The sequence below is a fragment of the Actinokineospora fastidiosa genome (genome assembly GCF_014648415.1).
GTDB classification, from domain to species: Bacteria; Actinomycetota; Actinomycetes; order Mycobacteriales; family Pseudonocardiaceae; genus Actinokineospora; species Actinokineospora fastidiosa.
On the sequence record NZ_BMRB01000005.1, the window covers coordinates 88,965 to 108,029 of the forward strand.

Genomic DNA, 19,065 nt, shown 5'->3' on the forward strand with positions numbered 1-19,065 from the left:
TTCGGGGGTCAGGACGCGACCACCAGCGGCTCCGCGCGGCGCAGCGCCCGTGCTGCCCGCTCGGCGAGTCGGGCCGGGTCGGCCTGGCAGGGCAGCCGGACCACGAGCTGGGCGGCGAACCGGGCGTCGTGCTCGTCGCGCACCGGGAGGTGGTCGGGATCGGGCAGCATCTCCTCCAGCGCCAGTTCGGTCACCTCGGCGGGGGCGAGCAGCCGGTCGACCACCCGCAGCGCGCCCAGGCTGTCCAGATCGATCGGCAGCGGACGCCGCCCGCCCGCCACCCGCACGAAGTTCCAGCGCGGCGCGCCGGTCCACGCCCGCAGCCGGGCGAGTTCCCTGACCCGCGCCGCGAGCGGCGCGCCCGGGGCGGGCAGGCGGTCGCGGGGCACCAGCGCGGTCCGGCCCGCGAGCACGAGCCCGCCGCCGAGGACGATCCTCGGCCGCACCGCGCGGTCGGGGAAGGCCATGGCCGGGTCGCCGACGGCGAACGGGGCCACCAGCTCCGCGACCGGGTTCGCCGCGGTGAGCAGGGCCAGCACGGCCTCCCACGGCCGAGGCGCCGCGCCGGTGGCGTGGTGGATCGGCCAGAGCCTGCGCCCGGACGGGTCCTCGGCGATGATCCGCCCGCCGGACTCGCGGACGGTGATGCTCCGCAGCGGCAGATACCGGCCCATGCGCTCGACGAGGTAGGCCGACGGGTCCGCGTCGCCGGTCCAGGTGGACGTGTAGCGCGGGCGGCGCACGGTGTTGGCGCCGCGCTCCCCCTGCGGGGGCACGAGGACCTCCACCGGCTCCGCCCCGCAGCGCGCCGCCGTGTGGGCCAGGAACGCGCGGTAGCCCTCCACCTGCGGGACGCGGCCGTGCAGGCGGCCCAGCGCCTCGGCGAAGCGGGCGTCGGCGACACCGGCGGGGATGACCGCCTCCAGCACGTCCCGGCCGTCGGTCATCGGCCGGATCAGGCAGTCCACCGGCCAGGCGGGCGGCGCAGCGGGTGGCGCGCCGATCGCGTCGAGCACGTCGGCGGTGATGTCGACCTCGTCGCCGGGCTGCTCGGCCAGCCAGTCGCACAGCCGCGCGTACGGGGTGCCCGGCCGCGGCGCGGGCCACGCAGTCGCCCTGCGCGCCGAGCGCTTGGGCGGCTCGTGCTCGAGGAACTCCGCGACGACCTGGGTGACCGGACGCGGCCTGCTGTCCACAAGAGACAGGATGGGATGGCGTCGCGGCGGGCTCGGCGCCAGCACCGCGGCCAGCCTGCGCGCCTGCGCGACGAGTTCGCTCAACCGCCCGGCGTCGGTCAGCGAGACGTGCCCGACGCCGCGCCGGTAGACGTCGACGAACCCGGGCCGGTCGGCGCGGCGCGGGCGCTCGTTCCAGCCGTCGAGCCGCGCCGATGGCGGCTCGGACACCTGCACGACGCCGAGGTGCACCAGGTGGCGCAGGAAGTCCCGGGTCACCGCGCGTCGGTCCGGGTCAAGGGCGAGCAGTTCCAGCACGGTCGGCGTCCGCAGCGCGGTGTGCCCCAGCACGCGCCGCACGGCGTCCACGGCCGGGGTGCGCCGGACGCGCACGAACCGCAGGCCCGCCTGGTCGTCGACCCAGCAGCACAGCCGGTCGCCGCGCACCCAGTGCAGGCCCGTCATGCTCAGCCAGGCATCGGGCAGCTCGTCGGCGGCGGCCAGGGCGCGGCGCCCGTCCTGGATGTCGGCGACCGTGTGCACCGCGTGCGCCCCGACGCGCAGCTCCCCCGGACCGGGCCGCACGTCGACCAGCGCCACCTGGCCCAGCCACCCGCGCGGGGTCGGCTTGAACGCCGAGCGGGCCATCAGCCGCAGCAGGTAGTCCCCGCGCTGCCGCAGCCGCTTGGCGTCCCACCGCTGGCCGTCGGCGAGCCGCGCCCGGATCTCGGCGACGGCCTCGGGCGCGGTCTCGGTCATGATGCGCGTCAGCGCCGGGCTCGCGGTGATGATCCGCCACGGCAGGCCGGTCAGCCGGTCCTGCTCGGCGGCGACGGCGGCGGCGAGGTCGCGCTCGGCGGCGGCCAGGCCCTCGGCCCGGTCCCCGGCGCGCAGCAGGCTCTCGGCGAGCGCCTCCCCCATGCCGACCGCCACGGAGAGCACCGCCAGCCTCCGGCACGCCTGCGCGTCGACCAGGTCGCCTCGGCGCAGCGTCCGCGTGACGGTGATGGCCAGGCCGCGCAGCGGGGGCGTCAGCTCGGGGTGCGGGATGAGCTCGTCGCCGACGCGCAGCGCGAGCGCCTTGGCGAACCGCCGGTAGCCCGACTCCGCGTCCAGGTGCACCCGGAGCCGGTCGAACAGCTCGGGCGCGCCCAGCTCGGCGAGGGCGGCGGCGGGCACGCCCGCCACCCGCAGCAGGCAGGCCGGACCGGTCGGGAGGTAGTCAGCGCACATCGCCGTTCCCCGCCTCATCCGTCGAGGCGCCGAGCGCCGAGCTGATGAGGATCTGGGTGCCGACGCGCAGGGCGGCCCGGTTCCAGTGGAAGATCACGTACCAGGCCAGCGCCTCGGGCGTGGCGGGCCAGCGCGGCACGAGCGGGTCGATCAGGACGGCGTGGCGGTCGGCGAGGGCCAGCGTCGCCGGGGGCAGGGCGGCGCGCAGGTCCGCCGGTCTCCGCCACAGGGCGCGCAGGCCCGCCGCCGCGAGCGCGGTGTCCGGCGCGCGCGCCGGACGCTGTCTGCCCGCCGCGGCCACCGCGGGCCAGACGGCAGCGTCGACGCCCTCGGGCACCACGTGGCGCAGCATCGCCAGGGAGAGCCGCCACGCCGGGGTCCCGGTCCGCCGGGAGTGGAAGTCGAGCCAGGTCAGCGCGTCCACTGTGAACAGCCGGTGCACGGCGGCCATGGCAGCCGGGCCGCCGAACCGGGACCCCTCCGGGGTGCACGGCGCGGGTCGGGCGTCGGAGATCAGGCCCGCGTACCGCCACCGCAGCGCGCGCACCAGGAACTCGGTGCGCACGGCCGCGGCGTCCTCCCCGGACACGGCGAAGCGCACCCGCAGGCCGGGCGGCTTGTGCGTGAAGAAGAACTCGGTGATCACCCGGTCGCGCAGCCACTCCCGCACGACGGGGGCGAGTTCCGGGTAGACGAGCCGGACCTGGCAGGCGGTCGCGGCGAGGTCGACCTGCACCCACTCGCCGGTCGCCGTCGGCGCGGGCTCGGTCAGCGGCACGGCCATGGCGGGTTCCCTTCGCGGAGGGCGCGGGTCAGGGGCCGATGGCGGGCACGATCGCGGCGGGCGGGGCCGCGGACATCAGCCCGTCCTGGCACTGCCATCCGCCCTCGGGGAGCAGTCCGAGGCCCTGGCCGAGCAGCCCGGCCTGCTCGCAGAGGTCCTGCGTGCCGAGGAAGAGCACCGGCGCCGATGGCCCGCCGGCGGGTCCGGTGGGCTGCGGCTCGGTCTGCGCGGACGCGGGCGCCGCGCCGAGCGCGGCGACCGCGGCGACGGCCAGGGCCTTCCTGATCATCTCTGCTCCCTTGCTCGTGGCGTGCGGTCGCGGATGACGGCCGCGGGTGGTGAGACCGGTCGGCGTGCGGGGTGCGAGTCGTTCCCGCCGGTGCGAGCGGGGCGGTGGCCGCCATCGGCCCTCCGGCGCATTTCGCGCGCGATTCCCAGCCCGCATTGACGCTAACACCGCCCTACGCGTCCCGGGAAACAAAACACGGCCACCGGTTTCCGACCATTCGATGGCGGGTTCCGCTCGTCCGGAAGGGGTGGCCGACCCGTCCCCTCGGCACGCTCCGTGCCGTCCCGACCGCCCGAAAGAGCTGGCAGGACAGCGGATCACCGGTAGTGCCGCAAGGTGATCAGCGGTTATCCGGGCTGGTCGTCGCGAAATCGCCTGATCGATTCGCCCACCGAACGAGTGAAGCCCGCGATCTTTCCATCCGACCGGCTTATGCCGACGCCATTGCGCGGTCAGGAATCGATCAAGCCCTTTCGGGTGGATTGCCGACAACGTCCACAGGGAATCGACTTGCCGCCGATCTCCTCCCCCTTCGGAAGGCCCGTGATGACCGCCACCGATCCCCGGGTCTCGGCCGGGTCGACGCTGGACAGGATCCACCGCCCCGACGACGTGCGCGCCCTGCCCGCCTGCGCGCTGCCGGGCCTGGCCGAGGAGATCCGCGCGCTGCTGGTCGAGACGGTCTCGCGCACCGGAGGGCACCTCGGCCCGAACCTCGGCGTCGTCGAGCTGACGATCGCCCTGCACCGGGTGTTCCACTCCCCGCGCGACGCGATCCTGTTCGACTCCGGGCACCAGAGCTACGTGCACAAGATCCTGACCGGCAGGCGCGGGGACTTCCCGCTGCTGCGCCAGCCGGGCGGGCTCTCCGGCTACCCGAGCCGCGCCGAGTCGCCGCATGACCTGGTGGAGAACTCACACGCCTGCACCGCGCTGTCCTATGCGGACGGTCTGGCGCGGGCTGCCGCGCTGCGCGGGCGCTCGGGCGGCGTCGTGGTGGCCGTCGTCGGCGACGGCGCGCTGACCGGCGGGATGAGCTGGGAGGCGCTGAACACCCTCGCCGTCGGCGGGCGGCCGGTGGTGATCGTGCTCAACGACAACGGCCGCTCGGACGCGCCCACCGTCGGCGCGGTCGGCGCGCACCTGGCGCAGTTGCGCGAGCACGGCGGCGACTTCCGGCTCTCGGTGTTCGAGAACCTGGGCCTGTCGTACGTGGGACCGGTGGACGGCCACGACATCGGCAGGCTGGAGGAGGCGCTGGGCAAGGCGCGGTCGATGGGCCGTCCGGTGCTCGTGCACTGCGTGACGACGAAGGGCAGGGGCCACCCGCCCGCCGAGGACGACGCCGTCGACCGGATGCACGCCGTGTCGCCCCCCGGCCCCGGCCCTGCCGGTCCCACCTGGACCTCCGTGTTCGGCGACGCGCTGCTCGACCTGGGCGCGCGCAGGCCCGACATCGTGTGCCTGACCGCGGCGATGCAGCGCGCCACCGGCCTGACCGCGTTCGCCGAGGCCTACCCCGACCGGGTGCTGGACGTCGGCATCGCCGAGCCGCACGCGGTGGCGTGCGCGGCGGGGCTGGCGATGGGCGGCATGCACCCGGTGGTCGCCATGCACGCGACGTTCCTCAGCCGCGCGTTCGACCAGGTGCTGCTCGACGTGGCGCTGCACGGCCTGCCGGTGACGCTCGTGCTCGACCGCGCCGGGGTGACCGGGGTCGACGGGCCGAGCCACCACGGGATGTGGGACCTGTCGCTGCTGCAGGCCGTGCCCGGGCTGCGGATCGCCGCGCCGCGGGACGCGCGGCGGCTGCGCGCGCTGCTCGCCGATGCCGTCGCCGCCGACGGCCCGACCGTGCTGCGCTTCCCCGACGGCGCCACCGGCCCCGACGTGCCCGCGGTGCGCGAACGGGACGGACTGGCCGTGCTGCACGAGTCCACCGCCCGCGATGTCCTGCTCGTGTCGGTCGGCCCGATGGCGGTCACCGCCGTGCGGGCCGCCCTGAAGCTCGCCGACCAGGGCGTCGGGGTGACGGTGTGCGATCCGGGCTGGGTCAGTCCGCCGAACCCGGCGCTGGTCGCCCTCGCGGACTCCCACCGCCTGGTGGTGTCCGTCGAGGACAACACCCGCGTCGGCGGCGTGGGGGTCCGCCTCGCCCAGGCCGTCGCCGACGCGGGCGTGACGACCCCCGCGCACGCCTTGGGGCTCCCCGCCGCGTTCCTGCCCCCGGGCCCGAGGCCGGAGGTCCTGCGCGGGCACCGACTCGACGCGTCCGGCATCGCCCGCACGGTCCTCGGCCTGCTCGGCGCGGGCGCCCGCCCGCCGGTCCCGCCGCCACGCCGCGTCCAGCCCGCACGACGGCGATAGCGGGTCAGGTCGCGGTGTCGGCCTCCCACGCCTGCCACAGGCGGGCGTAGTGGCCGCCCTCGGCCACCAGGTCGGCGTGGGTGCCCTCGGCGACGACGCGGCCGTGTTCGAGGACGACGACCCGGTCCGCGCCTGCTGCCTGGGTCAGGCGGTGGGCGACGACCAGGGTGGTGCGCCCCTCGGTGGCCGCGCGCGCGGACTCCTCCAACGCGCGGGCGCCGAGGCTGCCCGCCTCGGCCGTCGCCTCGTCCAGGATGGCGACGGGCGGGTCGAGCAGCACCAGCCGGGCCAGCGCCAGCTGCTGGGCCTGCGCGGAGGTCAGGTCGTGCCCGCCCTCGCCGACGACGGTGGCGAAGCCGTCCGGCAGGGCGCGGACCCACTCCAGCGCGCCCACCGCGCCCAGGGCGGCGGCGATGTCGTCGTCGGTGGCGTCCGGCCGGGCCATCCGCAGGTCGGCGGCGAGCGGGCCGGCGAAGACGTGGGTCTCCTGGCTGACGATGGCCACCTGCCCGCGCAGCGCCTCCGTCGGGATGTCGGCCATCGGGACCCCGCCGAGCAGCACCTTCCCGGTCAGCTCGCGGCCGCGCAGCACGCCAGCGGCGATCGCGGCCACAGTGGACTTGCCCGCGCCGGTCGAGCCGACCAGCGCCACCCGCTCGCCGGGTTCCACGCGCAGGCTGACGCCGTGCAGGACGGGTGTGCCGCCGTCGTAGCTGAACCGCACGTCGGCGAGTTCGAGCCCGGCGTCGACGGGCCGGGCCGTCGCCGACGCGGTCTCCGGCTGGCCGGGCAGGCCGATCACGCCGACCAGCCGGGCCAGGCTCGCGACCGCGGACTGCACCTCGTCGAAGGTGTAGAGCAGCATCGAGACCGGGCCGACCAGCCGCAGGAACAGCAAGGCCGCGGCGGACACCTCGCCGACGGTCACCGCGCCCGCGCGGGCCAGGAGGAACCCGGCGACGAGGATCGCGGCGATCCCGCCGAACTCGGCGATGTTGACCCGGGTGACGAACCGGGTGAAGTACGAGAACACGTGCACGGAGATGTCGCGCGAGTGCGCCGACGCGGCGTCGATGCGCCGCAGGTGCTCGACCTCCCGCCGGTAGGCGTGCACGGTCCGCACGCCCTGCATGCTCTCCACCATCAGCCGCGACCGCTCCCCCACCGCGGCGCGCTGCTCGGCGTACCCGGGCGCGGCCTTGGGCAGGTACCACCGCAGGGCGGCCACGTAGAGCGGGACCGCGACCAGCCCGGCCAGGCCGAGCCGCCAGTCCAGCGCCGCCATCCCGGCCAGGCTCATCACGCCGAGCAGGAACGCGGACAGGACCGTCGGGATGACGTCCGACGCCGCCTTGCCCACGGTCGCCACGTCCGCGCTGACCCGCGACAGGAGGTCGCCCTTGCCCGTGCGCTCGATCGTCGTGGCGGGCAGGGTCAGCACGCGCGCCACCGTGGCCTCGCGGGCGTGTGCGAGCACCCGTCCGCCGAGCCTGCCCACCAGGTACGCCGTCAGCCCGGACGCCAGCCCGCCGACGACCGCCGCCACCAGGATCACCACCGCGATCGGCGCGATCGCGCCCCCGCCGCTCACCCGGTCGATCAGCACGCCGAGGGCGTACGGCGGCACGACGAGCGCGCCCGCCCCGGCCAGCCCGACCAGCAGGGCGGCGCCCACCTCGCCCGGTCGTTCCCGCAGCCGCGCCCACAGCCACGACCGGGTGGCCCGCGGCGACGCGACCGGCAGCGCGCTCACCGCAGCACCGCCGCGCGGTAGGACTCGTGGCTCGCGCCGAGTTCCTGGTGGACGCCCTCGGCCACGACCCGGCCGCCGTCGATCATGACCACCCGGTCGGTGACCGACAGCAGGGCGGGGCTGCTGGTCACCACCACCGTGGACAGCCCGGCGCGGAGGTCACGGACGCCGTGGGCGATGGCGTGCTCGGTCACCGCGTCCACCGCCGTCGTCGGGTCGTGCAGCACCAGGACCGGGGGGTTGGCCAGCAGCGCGCGGGCCAGGGCGATGCGCTGGCGCTGGCCGCCGGAGAGCGTGGTCCCGCGCTCGGCCACCAGCTGGTCGAGGCCGTCGGGGTGGTCGGCGACCACCTGGTCGGCGGCCGACGCGGCCAGCGCGCGGGACAGGTCGGCGTCGGCGGCCGGGCCGAGGTTGTCGGCCAGGGTGCCGGTGAACAGGTCGGTGTGGTGCGGCTCGGCCAGCACGGTCGCGCGGGCCAGGTCGAGGTCGAGGGTGTCGACGCGGACGCCGCCGAGGCGGACCTCGCCGGTGTCGGGGGCGGCCCGGCCCGCGAGGAGGGCGGTCAGCGCCTCGCCGTCCTCGGGGCCGCGCACGACGACGCCGACGAACTCGCCCGGGCGGACTGTGAGGTCGAGCCCGTCCAGCGACCGGTAGGACACCCCGGACAGGCTGAGTTCGACGTTCTCGACGCGGTCGACCGGGCCGGGCTCGACCAACGTGGGCGCGGTGAGGACGGCGGACACGCGGTCGGCGGAGGCGCGCGCCTCGGCGACCAAGCCCGGCACGATCGCCAGCACGCCGAACGGCTCGATGAGCACCTGGGCCAGGCCGATCACCACGATGCACTCGCCGACGGTGATCTCCCCGCGCACCGCGAACCACCCGGCCAGCAGGGCGATCCCGCAGGCCAGCAGCGCGGACAGGGCGTTGGACGCGGCCAGGTAGCCGCCCTGGGTGCCCGCCGCCCGCACGGCGGCGCGCAGGGACCGCCCGCTCACCTCGCGGTAGCGGCGCAGCGCGGCGTCCTCCGCGCGGATGCCGCGCAGCGGGCGCAGGCCGCTGACCAGGTCGGTCGCCAGCGCCGCCGCCTCGCCTGCGACCTCCTGCTGGGCGGCGACCCGCCGGGTGATCGCGGGCGAGCCGACCTGCAGGACCAGCAGGACGACCGGCGTGCCGACGAGGACGGCCAGGCCGAGCACGACGTCGATCGAGAGCAGGGTGACGGCCGCGACGGCGGTGGCCGTGACCGCGCCCGCCACTCGCGGGATGTAGTCGAGCAGGTAGGAGGTGTTGTCGGTGTCCGTGCTCGACACCGTCAGCAGCTCGCCCGCGCGCATGTCGGTGCGGATGCCGCGCGGGTCGAGGACGCGCTCGGTCACCTCGGCGCGCAGGCGGTGGCTCTCGTGCGCGATGGCGAGCATCAGCAGCCGCGCGCCCAGCCGGTACATCGAGGTCTGCACGAGGATGAGCCCGGCGAGCCCGCCGATCCACAGCGCCAGGCCGAGCCCGTCCCCGCCGGCGATGACCTGATCGATGATGTAGCCGATCAGCACGGGCACGAACGCCTCACACGCCTGGAACAGGCAGATCAGCAGGGTTCCCGGCCAGAGCCTGCCGCCGTTGCGGGCGACCGTGCGCCGCAGGAGGCCCATTCAGGCGCGCAGGCTCTTGGGCCGCAGGTCGGTCCACTCCCGCTCGACGTAGTCAAGGCAGTCCTGGCGCGAGGCCTCCCCGAACACGACGCGCCAGCCCTCCGGCACCGCGGCGAACGTCGGCCACAGCGAGTGCTGCTCCTCGGCGTTCACCAGGACGTAGAACGTGCCGGACTCGTCGTCGAACGGGTTGCTGGCCACCGGTCTCCTCCTCAAGCGCCGAACCACGGAGAACTTAGCAAGGCAAGCCTTACCAAACTACTCCCAGTGCTCCCGGTCACTGTCCTGTCCGCGCCGGACATACATCGCGGCGGCGGACACGGGGTACTAGACCGGCATGGAGCCTGAACCCAGCGACCCGCGCCTCACCGGTGAGATCGACGTCGACGACGCCACCGTCAAGGCCGTCGGCCTGCTCACCGAGGCGTGGGAGACCGTGCAGATCGCGCACGGCCACCTCTACGCCTTCCACCAGCTGACCGGGTCGGCCGACTTCAAGCTGGAGGAGGCCGTGAAGGCCCTGCGCGACGCCGGGCACGGCGGGCTGGCCACGCGGTTGGAGACCGAGTTGCTCGGCCGCAACGTGCTGCCGGGGCGGTGGACGTTCCAGGTGGTCGAGGACTACGAGGACACCTACTACGAGCCGTTCCGCGAGTTCGAGCGCGAGGGCCGGGAGCTGACCGGCGGGCTGCGGCACCTCTGGGAGGCCGGGCTCAAGCGCGACCGCCGCACCCCGGGGCAACCCGGGCACGAGGCCACGCCCGCGGCGGTGCCGGGGGATTCCGGGAGCGGAATGGGGTAGCCCACCACCTGTCGACCACCTACCCCGGGAGAAGCGCCCATGCCTGACCTCGTGCTCGCCGACGCCGCCCAGGAGCCGGTGGGCGGCCTGGCCGGATGGGCGGTCGACGTCATGGACGCCCTCGGCGGGTTCGGCGCCGCGCTGCTGCTCGCGCTGGAGAACGTGTTCCCGCCCCTGCCCAGCGAGTTCCTGCTGCCGCTCGCGGGGTTCTCGGCGAGCCAGGGCGCGTTCAGCCTGCTCGCGGCGCTCATCTGGACGACGGTCGGCTCGGTGGCGGGCGCGGTCGTGGTCTACGTGCTCGGCATGCTGCTCGGCCGCGACCGCACGCGGGCGCTGATCAGGCGCATCCCGCTGCTGGACGTCGAGGACTTCGACCGCACGGAGCGGTGGTTCGCCAGACACGGGACCAAGGCGGTGTTCTTCGGCAGGATGGTGCCGCTGTTCCGCAGCCTGATCTCGCTGCCCGCCGGGGTGGAGCGGATGAACTTCGCCGTCTTCCTGCTGCTCACCACGCTGGGCAGTCTGGTGTGGAACAGCGTCTTCGTCGTCGCGGGCTACCTGCTGGGCGCGAACTGGCACGTGGTGGACCAGTACGCGTCGATCTTCCAGACAGTGGTGTTCATCGGCGTGGGCGCGGCGGTCGTGTGGTTCGTGGTCAAGCGCGTGCGCAAGCGTCATCGGGAGCACGCGCGCTAAATCGGATGCTCGCGGTGGATGCGCCGTACTACCGTCGGCGGGTGGAGAACCGGATCGACTGGCGCCGCGTCACGCCCGCCGACTTCCCGCTGCTGGCCGAGTGGCTGGCCCAGCCGCACGTGCACCGCTGGTGGCACCACGAGTTCACCCCGGAGGCGGTGGAGCGCGACTTCGGCGCCGCCGCCCGCGGCGATGAGCCCGGCGAGGACTGGCTGGTCTCGGTGGATGGCGAGCCGGTCGCCCTGTTCCAGCGCTGCCGCGTGGCCGACTACGCCGACGAGTTCGACCAGCTGTCCGCGGCGGTCCCCACCCCGCTGGACACCATGACGATCGACTACCTCATCGGCGACCCGCACCGCACCGGCAAGGGCCTGGGCACCCGCCTCATCCGCTGGGCGGTGGCCCGCACCTGGACCGACTACCCGGACGCGACGGTCATCATCATCCCGATCGTCGCGGCCAACAGGGCATCCTGGCGAGCCCTGGAGAAAGCAGGCGCCAGGCGCATCGCGACGGTGGAGATGGAACCGGAGAACCCCATCGACGACCGGGAGCACCACGTCTACCAGTTCGACCGCCCGGTCGACCGGTGACGCTCGGCAGGCGGACCCGGCTTCCGACGAGCACCCCGACTCCGGCAGCGCTGACGCCTGACAACCACTCCGCTCCGACCGATGCCCCGGCTCTGCGCTGCACGCTGCCGACCGGTGGCGGCGACCGTGGGTGGGAGAGCGGTGGGTGGCCAACCGGTGTCGACAGTGAGGAAGCATGGACAGCGCCCGCCTCTGCAGGTGCCAGGGGCCGTGAGCAGTCGGCCGAGCGGCGGAAAGCAGTTCCGTGCGCCGCGCTGTCGTCGCTGATCGGCTGGCTTTCTTTGTTTGTTGCGGCTTCGGCCCGCGGCCGTGACGAGCGGGCGGCCTTCGCCGACCAGCGACCGCAGTCCTGGTCTGCGGCCGTTTCTGCCCAATAGCCCAGCTAACGGGCAAGCTCGCGGACCCTCGTTTCAAACGTTTGCGCGGTCGCCGTCCCTCAACCCACCAATGACCGCGGGCCCGCTGCATACTCCCGCCACGCGCTGGCCAGGCGTTGGGTCGCGTCGGTGAGGACGTCGGGTGGGGACAGGAACGGGATGCGGAGGAAACGGGCGCTGTCGCCGTTGGGGTCGAGGGTGGTGCCGGAGAGGACGGCGACGCCGTGGCGGAGGGCGGTCTGGGCGTAGGAGTTGCCGTCGCCGTGGGGTAGTTCCACCCAGAGGGTCTGGCCGCCGTCGGCTGGGCGGAAGCGCCAGGTGGGCAGGAGGTCGCGCAGCAGGGCGCAGAGGTGGTCGTGGCGGTGTCGCAGGAGCGCGGCCCGCTGGGCGCGCAAGTCATCCAAAGTGGACACCAGCTCGGCCGCGGCGAGTTGGGCTGGCACGTCCGTGCCGAGGTCGTGCACCGCCTTGGCCCTGGCCAGCCTGCGGATCAGCGGCTCAGGGCCGCGCACCCAGCCGATCCGCAGGCCGCCCCAGACGGTCTTGGCGAGCGAGCCGATGGTGAGCACGCGGTCCGGGGCGTACCGGAAGATCGCGGGCAGCGGCTCGGTGAAGCCCAGGTCGGCCAGGGCCTCGTCCTCGACGATCACCGTCCCGGCCGCCGCCGCGGCGATGCGCCTGCGGGCGAGGTCGGACACGGAGGTGCCGGTCGGGTTGTGGTTGGTCGGCACGAGGTAGGCGAGCGCGGGCCGCTCCCCCAGCGCACGCACGAGCGCGCCGACATCAAGACCGTCCATTGTGGTCGGCACGGGCCGCAGCACGGCGGCGGCGTCGCGGAAGACCTCCAGCGCGCCGGGATACGTCGGAGCCTCCACCACGACCCGGTCGCCCGGCGCGACCAGCGCCGACGCGATGAGCGAGAGCGCCTGCTGCGCGCCGGTGGTCACCAGGACGGTCGCCGGGTCGACCGCGTACCGCTCGGCAAGGGCGGCGCGCAACCGGGGGTGGCCCGCGGGGTGGTAGCCGATGTCGTCGGTGATCCCGCGCCGCAGAGCGGTGGCGTAGGCGTCGGCCACGACGGCGGGCATGGCGTCCGGGGCGGCGCAGACGAGCTGGATGACGTGGTCGGCGGGCTCCAGCAGGTGCCGGAACAGCGGGTTGGCCGTGTCGCGCCTGCGCAGCGGGGCCGGGGCGGGCGCGACCCGGGTGCCGCTGCCCTGCCGCCGGACGATCCGGCCCTCCTGGGCGAGCAGGTCGTAGGCGGCGACCACGGTGGTCCGGCCGACGGAGAGCCCGGCGGCGAGCGTCCGGTCCGGCGGGAGCACGGCGTCGGGGACCAGCTCGCCGTCGTCGATCATCTGCCGCAGCCGGGCCGCCAGCAGCACCGACAACGGCCCGCGACCGGCCGACCAGCGGCCCAGCCGCGACCGCAGCTCCTCCAGCGACACCCGCACACCCGGCAGCGTAGTGGCCTCACGGGCAAACCAATTGCCCCCGATTGGACCTTCGCGGCCGCCGCGGGCTGCTCCAGGGTGGAGGTCATGACCCAGCACCCCGCGACCCGCGCCACCCGGATGAGCGTGCCCACCCCCGTCGAGGGGCGACCGGTGGGCGTGCCGCTCTACCAGAACGCGATCTTCGCCTTCGACACCGCTGCCGAGCTCGCCGCCGCGTTCACCGGCCCCGACCAGGCGTTCCTCTACAGCGGTTACGGCAACCCGACCGTGCGCGCGCTGGAGGACGGGCTCGCCGACCTCGAGGGCGGGGTCGCCGGGCTCGCCACCGGATCGGGGATGAGCGCGATCAACGCGGTCCTGTTCGCGCTGCTGCGCGCGGGCGACCACGTGATCGTCCAGGAAGCGCTGTATGGCGGCACCCACGCCGCGCTGAGCGGGCTCGCGGAGCGGTGGGGCATCACCGTGTCCTCCATCCCCGGGGACGACCCGGCCGAGCTGACCGCGGCGCTGCGGCCGCGGACGCGCCTGCTCGTCATGGAGACGATCGCCAACCCGACGTGCGTGGTCCCCGACCTGCCCGGGCTCGTCGCCGCGGCCCGGGCGGCCGGGGTGGCCACCGTCGTGGACAACACCTTCGCCACGCCGATGCTGTGCAGGCCGCTGGAGTTCGGCGCGGACGTGGTCGTGCACTCCGCGACGAAGTACCTCGGCGGCCACCACGACGTGATCGGCGGCGTCGCCGTGTTCGCCGACGCCGACCTGCACCGGCGGACGTGGCGGCAGGCGGTGACGCTGGGCGCGGCCATGGACCCGTTCGCCGCGTGGCTGGTGATCCGCGGCATGAAGACGCTGTCCCTGCGGGTGGCCGCGGCGTGCTCGACCGCGGCCGAGATGGCCTCGCGGCTGGCCGAGCACCCGGCCGTGGCGACGGTGCACTACCCCGGCCTGGCCGCGAGCCCCAGCCACGCCCGCGCCACCAAGCTGCTGGACGGCGGCTACGGCGGCACGCTGGCCCTCGACCTGGCCGCCCCGCACGCGTTCCTCGACCGGCTGCGGCTGATCCTCAACGCCGGGTCGCTGGGCGGCCCGGAGACCGTGGCGATGCACCCGGCGACCACCAGCCACCGCTCGGTCGACCCGGCCGTGCTGGCCCGGGCGGGCGTCACCGCCGGGACGGTCCGGATCGCGCTGGGCCTGGAACACCCGGACGACCTGTGGGCCGATATCGCGCAGGCACTGCCGTGAGCACCAGCGCGACCGCGAGCAGGCAGGCCCCGACGACCCCCGCTGCGGTCAGCCGGTCGTCCAGCAGGATGACGGCCAGCACGGTCGCGGTGAGCGGTTCGAGCATGCTCGCCACGGCGGCGGTGACGGCGGGCGCGCCGCGCAGTCCCGCGAAGTACGCGCCGTAGGCCACGGCGGTCGGGACGACGCCGAGGAACGCCGCGGTCACCAGCACGTCGGCGCGCAGCGGGACGGCCATGCCCAGCGGCAGGGCGAGCGGGAGCAGCAGCAGACCGCCGAGCAGCAGGCCGAGCGCGGTGGTCACCCCGCCGCCCAAGCCGGGGATGGGCCGCCGGGTGACCACGGTGACGGCGGCGAAGCCCGCCCCGGCGGCCAGCGAGAGCGCCACGCCCACGGCCGTCCGCCGGAGGTCGCCGGTGATCGGCCCGCCCGCCAACAGCGCGAGCCCGACCACGGCGAGCCCGACGGCGACGAGCGTCCGCCCCCGCCGGTCCCGGCACGCGACGGCGACGAACACCGGCACGCTGCCGATGGTCAGCAGCGTCGCCGTGCTGACCGAGATCAGCTCGACGGCGCCGAAGTACCCGGCCTGGAAGAACGCCACGAGCCCGCCCACGGCGAGCAACCTGCGCCCGACGGCAGCGGTGCGCGGAACGCCCCGGACGGCCGCGGCCAACGCCAGGGTGGCGAGCCCGCCGCCGATCAACAGCCGATACGCCGCCACGGCGACGGGGTGCAGCCCGGTGCGGGACTGCAGCAGCGCGCCCGCCAGCCCGCCGGTGCCCCAGAGCAGGCCCGCGAGCACGAGAAGGAGAAGGGATCTGGTGGAAGACAAGGATGTGCTCCGACGTCAGAGGAACGATTGCGTTCTTCCGCGGAGCGCACGCCAACGGCCGCGACGACGACCGCCGCAGCCCTAGCCCCGCCCCGCCCTAGGCGGCGGGCGGCGGAGTGATCGTGAACAACCGGTGCACGACGGGAACTATAGCGGCCGGTCGGGCATCGACCACCGCCTTTATGCCGAGGACCACCGCGGCGCGCGGGGCCGGGCAGGCATTCTTCGAGCGGACCCCACTCTGACCGCCAGCCTCGCGCCTGGCGCACCCAACCCCCGCCAGCCCTCACCAAAGCCGACCCCCACAACTCCCACCCGACGCACCAACCCCAGCCCTCGCCGAAGCCAACCTCACACACCCCACACACCAACCCCACCAGCCCTCCCTAAGCCGACCCCACAACTCCCACCCAACACCCCCACCCCCGCCTGCCCTCACCAAGCCGACCCCACAACTCCCACCCAACACACCAACCCCCACCAGCCCCCACCGAACCCAACCCCACAACTCCACCCAACACCCCCACCCCCGCCTGCCCTCACCAAAGCCGACCGCCGAACCCGCCACCGGTCTCTCGGTCACCACACCTCACGGGCGGTGCATGCGGTCCCACAGTTCCGGCCACGGCGCCCGTGGTCCGGTGCACACGTACACCGGCACCCCCTGGTTCGCCGTCTGCGCCGGGGTCTCCAGTCGGACCGTCGACACCTGGTGGACGTCGGTGAAGTGGCGGGTGAGCCAGTCGCGCGTGCCTCCGACGTAGAGGACCTGGGTCGTGGTCGCGGGTGGCGTGCCCGTGTACCAGTACCCGCGTTCGGGTCCGTAGGCCCTCGGCAGGCCCAGTGGCCGACCGAAGACGTCCAGGGCGCTTGACTGCCAGTACGAGTCGCCCATGATCGCGGTGTTCTCCCGGGTCGGGAGGGCGTGGTAGGCGGTGGCGGCGGTCTCGGCGAGCTCGGGCCAGCCGTGGCTGCCGCTGGCCACGAAGTCCACCAGGTCCACCCCCGTCCAGCCGTTCGACGGGCGGACCGGGAGGCACAGGTACACCGCGATCGGCACCGACAGCGCGTACACCGGCCACGTCGGCACCCACCGCCACCAGCGGGCGATGCCGTGCTGCTCGATGCGCACCGCGGACGCGGCGAACAGGACCGCGTACAGCCCCGCCACGTAGTAGTACCGGCTCGCCGTGAGCACGAACAGCACCGTCACCACCACCGCCGCCCACCCGAACAGCCGGTGTTCCGGCGAGCGGAACAGGCTGTAGACCCCGTGGCAGGCCAGGAAAGCGCCCACCAGGCCCGCCATCACCACGGCCAGCGGGACCATCGCCACCGAGCCGCCGAGCAGGCGGGCGTTCTGCTCGGCGACCACGTCGTGCATCAGCAGGTACGGCCAGTCGTTGGCCGCCTGCCAGCGCAGGGTGGGCACGGTCGCGGCGAGGGTGAGCGCCCCGCCCGCCCACAGCGCGGGGCGGCGGAGCAGGTCGCGCGGGCCCGCGATCAGCGCGCCCGCCGCGAGCGCGAGCCAGAGGAACGCGATCAGGAACTTGCCCTGCATCGCCACCGCCGTCACCACGCCCGCCCACCACAGCAGGCCGTCGGACCGGACCCTGATCCACCGCGCCACCAGCCAGCTCACCAGCACCCAGGCGAACGGGTCCACAGTGGACGTGGCCAGCACGTGGCCGGACGCCAGGATCTGCCACGCCAGCGCGTACGCCCCCGCGGTGAGCACCTGCGCCTTCGCCCCGCCGCCGAACTCGCGGGCGATCAGCGCCGACACCACCACCCCGAGCGAGGTCAGCAGCAGCGGCAGCAGCCGCAGGCCGACCACGGAGCCGGGGAACAGCCAGTCCAGCGCCCGCGCCAGCGTCGGCAGCAGCCACGGGTTGTCCGCGTACCCCCACGCGGGGTGGTAGCGGCCCGTGGCCAAGAAGTACAGCTCGTCGCCGAAGTAGCCGAAGCGGCCGCTGACCGCGAGCAGGACCACGCCGACCGCGCCCGCGATGGCCAGCACCGGCCCGCGGGCGAACGGCGGCGCGGTCAAAGAGTGCCCTCGGCGTAGCGGGCACGGCAGGCCGAGCGCTGGATCTTGCCGCTGGACGTGCGCGGCACCGCCCCCGGTTCGAGCAGCTTCACCTCCCGCAGCGCCAGGCCGTGCGCCTGGGACACAGCGGCCCGGACCGCCGCGGTCAGTTCGGCGGTGTCGACGTCGGCGGCGGCCACCTGCTTGGCCCGCTCGGCGACCACCACGGCCTGCTCGCCGCTCGGCCCGGCCACGGCGAACGCGGCCACGGTGTGCCTGCGGATCGCCGGGTGGGCCTGCTCGACGGTGACCTCGATGTCCTGCGGGTAGTGGTTCTGCCCGTCGACGATGATCAGGTCCTTGATGCGCCCGGTGATGAACAGCTCCCCGTCCAGCACCACGCCGAGGTCGCCGGTGCGCAGCCAGCCCGCGCGGCCCGGGTAGGGCGCGACCGGCTCGCCGTCGGCGTCGGTCGCCACGGCCTCGAACACCTCGGCCGACTCCCGCCCCCAGTAGCCCACGCCGACGTTCGCGCCGCTGGACCAGATCTCGCCGACCCGCCCGTCCGGCAGCACCAATCCGGTCTCCGGGTCGACGATGCGCAGCTTCTGGTCCACCGGCCTGCCCGCGGACACCAGCGTCGAGCCGTGCTCCGCCCCCGGCTCCACCGGCACCGCCCGACCGGCGGCCAGGCTGGCCCGGTCGAACGTGCGCTGCCGGGGCGGGCTCCCCGCAGGCGACACGGAGATCATCACGACCGCCTCGGCCAACCCGTAGGTGTGCCGGTGCATGCGCGGCGCCAGTCCGCAGTCGGCGAACTTCGTGTAGAAGGCGGCCAGCGTGGCGGGCAGCACGGGCTCGCTTCCGTCGCCGAGGGACACCACGTGGTCCAGCCGCAGCTCGGCCTTCTCCGCCTCCGTGGTGCGGGAGGCGACGTAGCCGTAGGCGAAGTTCGGCGCGGCGCTGACGGCCGGTCCCGGCGTGGCCGCCAGCTGCTGCAGCCAGCGCTGCGGCCGGATGAGGAACGCCAGCGGGTCCATCAGCGTGGCCGCGAAGCCGCCCAGCACCGGCACGGCGAGGCCGACGACCAGGCCCATGTCGTGGAACAGCGGCAGCCAGCTCACCGAGGTGGTCGCCGCGTCGCACTCGTAGGCGGCGTACCCCTGCCGGGCGTTGGCGACGACGTTCCCGTGCGTGATCATCACCCCGGCGGGCGCGCGCGTCGAGCCGGACGTGTACTGCAGGTACGCCAGGTCGTCCGCGGCCAGCGGGACCGGGTCGAACGCCGCCTGCGGCAGCACGTCGACCGCGGCCAGCCGGGGCCCGGAGAGCTTGCGCTCGCGCAGGAACAGCTCCACCCCGTCGGCCTGCTCGCGCGTGGTCAGCACGATCCTGGGGCCGCAGTCGGCCAGCACCCCCGCGAGCCGGTCGTTGTGCCCGGGCAGCGGCGACGGCGGGAACAGCGGCACCGCGACCAGTCCGGCCCGCAGCGCGCCGAGGAAGGCCACGACGTACTCAGCGGACTGCTCCACCAACACCGCGACCCGGTCGCCCCGCTCGGCCCGGCCCGCGCACCACGCCGCGACGGCGTCCACCCGGGCGTCGAGCTCGCGCCACGTCAGCGATACCGCGACACCGTCCGCGTCGGACTGGTAGTCGACGAAGGTGACCGCCCGCTCGTCGGTGCGCTCCCGCGCCCACCGGGCGAGCGCGGCGGGCAGGGAGTCGGCGCCGAGGTCGGAGACGTCGGTCCGGCGCAGCTGGGAAGGCATGGTCAT

Annotated in this window: 15 protein-coding genes; 5 read left to right on the forward strand and 10 right to left on the reverse strand. The window is 74.8% G+C overall.

Features of this window, described 5'->3' with window-relative positions:
* Positions 1-8: 8 nt before the first annotated feature.
* From IEY98_RS24885 to IEY98_RS24895, 3 genes are read right to left on the reverse strand one after another with little or no spacing between them, the layout of a single operon-like run.
* A complete protein-coding gene (locus tag IEY98_RS24885) occupies positions 9-2,408 on the reverse strand; it encodes a lantibiotic dehydratase family protein (RefSeq protein WP_189213054.1) in 2,400 nt (799 codons plus the stop codon).
* The gene (locus IEY98_RS24890) at positions 2,398-3,192 is read right to left on the reverse strand and encodes a thiopeptide-type bacteriocin biosynthesis protein (RefSeq protein ID WP_189213055.1); all 795 of its coding nucleotides are present in this window, start codon (positions 3,190-3,192) and stop codon (positions 2,398-2,400) included. The genes IEY98_RS24885 and IEY98_RS24890 overlap by 11 nt, the downstream gene beginning before the upstream one ends.
* A gap of 28 nt (positions 3,193-3,220) precedes the next feature.
* Positions 3,221-3,481, reverse strand: coding sequence for a hypothetical protein (locus IEY98_RS24895; protein WP_189213056.1), 261 nt, complete (start codon positions 3,479-3,481; stop codon positions 3,221-3,223).
* Positions 3,482-4,027: 546 nt separating this feature from the next.
* Between IEY98_RS24895 and IEY98_RS24900 the strand changes: the two genes are divergently transcribed.
* Positions 4,028-5,848, forward strand: a complete 1,821-nt coding sequence (locus tag IEY98_RS24900; RefSeq protein WP_189213057.1) for a 1-deoxy-D-xylulose-5-phosphate synthase — start codon at positions 4,028-4,030, stop codon at positions 5,846-5,848.
* A 4-nt stretch (positions 5,849-5,852) separates the two neighbouring features.
* Here IEY98_RS24900 and IEY98_RS24905 read toward each other — a convergent pair whose 3' ends face one another.
* From IEY98_RS24905 to IEY98_RS24915, 3 genes are read right to left on the reverse strand one after another with little or no spacing between them, the layout of a single operon-like run.
* Positions 5,853-7,601, reverse strand: a complete 1,749-nt coding sequence (locus tag IEY98_RS24905; RefSeq protein WP_189213058.1) for an ABC transporter ATP-binding protein — start codon at positions 7,599-7,601, stop codon at positions 5,853-5,855.
* A complete protein-coding gene (locus tag IEY98_RS24910) occupies positions 7,598-9,253 on the reverse strand; it encodes an ABC transporter ATP-binding protein (RefSeq protein WP_189213059.1) in 1,656 nt (551 codons plus the stop codon). The genes IEY98_RS24905 and IEY98_RS24910 overlap by 4 nt, the downstream gene beginning before the upstream one ends.
* A complete protein-coding gene (locus IEY98_RS24915; protein WP_189213060.1) occupies positions 9,254-9,454 on the reverse strand; it encodes an MbtH family protein in 201 nt (66 codons plus the stop codon).
* A 136-nt stretch (positions 9,455-9,590) separates the two neighbouring features.
* Here IEY98_RS24915 and IEY98_RS24920 point away from each other — a divergent pair, with 136 nt between their 5' ends.
* From IEY98_RS24920 to IEY98_RS24930, 3 genes are read left to right on the forward strand one after another with little or no spacing between them, the layout of a single operon-like run.
* Positions 9,591-10,055, forward strand: coding sequence for a hypothetical protein (locus tag IEY98_RS24920; protein WP_189213061.1), 465 nt, complete (start codon positions 9,591-9,593; stop codon positions 10,053-10,055).
* Positions 10,056-10,094: 39 nt separating this feature from the next.
* Positions 10,095-10,751, forward strand: a complete 657-nt coding sequence (locus IEY98_RS24925; protein ID WP_189213062.1) for a DedA family protein — start codon at positions 10,095-10,097, stop codon at positions 10,749-10,751.
* Between the two features lie 41 nt (positions 10,752-10,792).
* The gene (locus tag IEY98_RS24930) at positions 10,793-11,344 is read left to right on the forward strand and encodes a GNAT family N-acetyltransferase (protein ID WP_229787394.1); all 552 of its coding nucleotides are present in this window, start codon (positions 10,793-10,795) and stop codon (positions 11,342-11,344) included.
* A gap of 436 nt (positions 11,345-11,780) precedes the next feature.
* On the opposite strand, the gene IEY98_RS24935 is transcribed toward IEY98_RS24930, so the two are convergent.
* Positions 11,781-13,175 (reverse strand): aminotransferase-like domain-containing protein, encoded by a 1,395-nt coding sequence (locus IEY98_RS24935; RefSeq protein WP_229787395.1) that lies wholly within the window; start codon positions 13,173-13,175, stop codon positions 11,781-11,783.
* Between the two features lie 87 nt (positions 13,176-13,262).
* On the opposite strand from IEY98_RS24935, the gene IEY98_RS24940 reads away from it, so the two are divergent.
* Positions 13,263-14,423, forward strand: coding sequence for a trans-sulfuration enzyme family protein (locus IEY98_RS24940; RefSeq protein ID WP_189213064.1), 1,161 nt, complete (start codon positions 13,263-13,265; stop codon positions 14,421-14,423).
* Here IEY98_RS24940 and IEY98_RS24945 read toward each other — a convergent pair.
* The 3 genes from IEY98_RS24945 to IEY98_RS24955 all read right to left on the reverse strand — a co-directional run bounded on the left by IEY98_RS24945 (position 14,341) and on the right by IEY98_RS24955 (position 19,065).
* Positions 14,341-15,258 carry a DMT family transporter gene (locus IEY98_RS24945; RefSeq protein ID WP_189213065.1) on the reverse strand — a complete coding sequence of 306 codons (918 nt, stop codon included), beginning with the start codon at positions 15,256-15,258 and terminating at the stop codon, positions 14,341-14,343. The genes IEY98_RS24940 and IEY98_RS24945 overlap by 83 nt on opposite strands.
* Positions 15,259-15,847: 589 nt before the next feature.
* A complete protein-coding gene (locus IEY98_RS24950; protein WP_229787397.1) occupies positions 15,848-17,308 on the reverse strand; it encodes a glycosyltransferase family 39 protein in 1,461 nt (486 codons plus the stop codon).
* Positions 17,305-19,065 carry a fatty acyl-AMP ligase gene (locus IEY98_RS24955; RefSeq protein ID WP_189213066.1) on the reverse strand — a complete coding sequence of 587 codons (1,761 nt, stop codon included), beginning with the start codon at positions 19,063-19,065 and terminating at the stop codon, positions 17,305-17,307. The genes IEY98_RS24950 and IEY98_RS24955 overlap by 4 nt, the downstream gene beginning before the upstream one ends.

What these genes read in the sequence shown, in the direction of transcription:
- IEY98_RS24885 (WP_189213054.1), bottom strand. Translation starts at nt 2,408, where the DNA reads ATGTGCGCTGACTACCTCCCGACCGGTCCGGCCTGCCTGCTGCGGGTG.
- IEY98_RS24890 (WP_189213055.1), bottom strand. Translation starts at nt 3,192, where the DNA reads ATGGCCGTGCCGCTGACCGAGCCCGCGCCGACGGCGACCGGCGAGTGG.
- IEY98_RS24895 (WP_189213056.1), bottom strand. Translation starts at nt 3,481, where the DNA reads ATGATCAGGAAGGCCCTGGCCGTCGCCGCGGTCGCCGCGCTCGGCGCG.
- IEY98_RS24900 (WP_189213057.1), top strand. Translation starts at nt 4,028, where the DNA reads ATGACCGCCACCGATCCCCGGGTCTCGGCCGGGTCGACGCTGGACAGG.
- IEY98_RS24910 (WP_189213059.1), bottom strand. Translation starts at nt 9,253, where the DNA reads ATGGGCCTCCTGCGGCGCACGGTCGCCCGCAACGGCGGCAGGCTCTGG.
- IEY98_RS24920 (WP_189213061.1), top strand. Translation starts at nt 9,591, where the DNA reads ATGGAGCCTGAACCCAGCGACCCGCGCCTCACCGGTGAGATCGACGTC.
- IEY98_RS24925 (WP_189213062.1), top strand. Translation starts at nt 10,095, where the DNA reads ATGCCTGACCTCGTGCTCGCCGACGCCGCCCAGGAGCCGGTGGGCGGC.
- IEY98_RS24940 (WP_189213064.1), top strand. Translation starts at nt 13,263, where the DNA reads ATGACCCAGCACCCCGCGACCCGCGCCACCCGGATGAGCGTGCCCACC.
- IEY98_RS24955 (WP_189213066.1), bottom strand. Translation starts at nt 19,065, where the DNA reads ATGACCATGCCTTCCCAGCTGCGCCGGACCGACGTCTCCGACCTCGGC.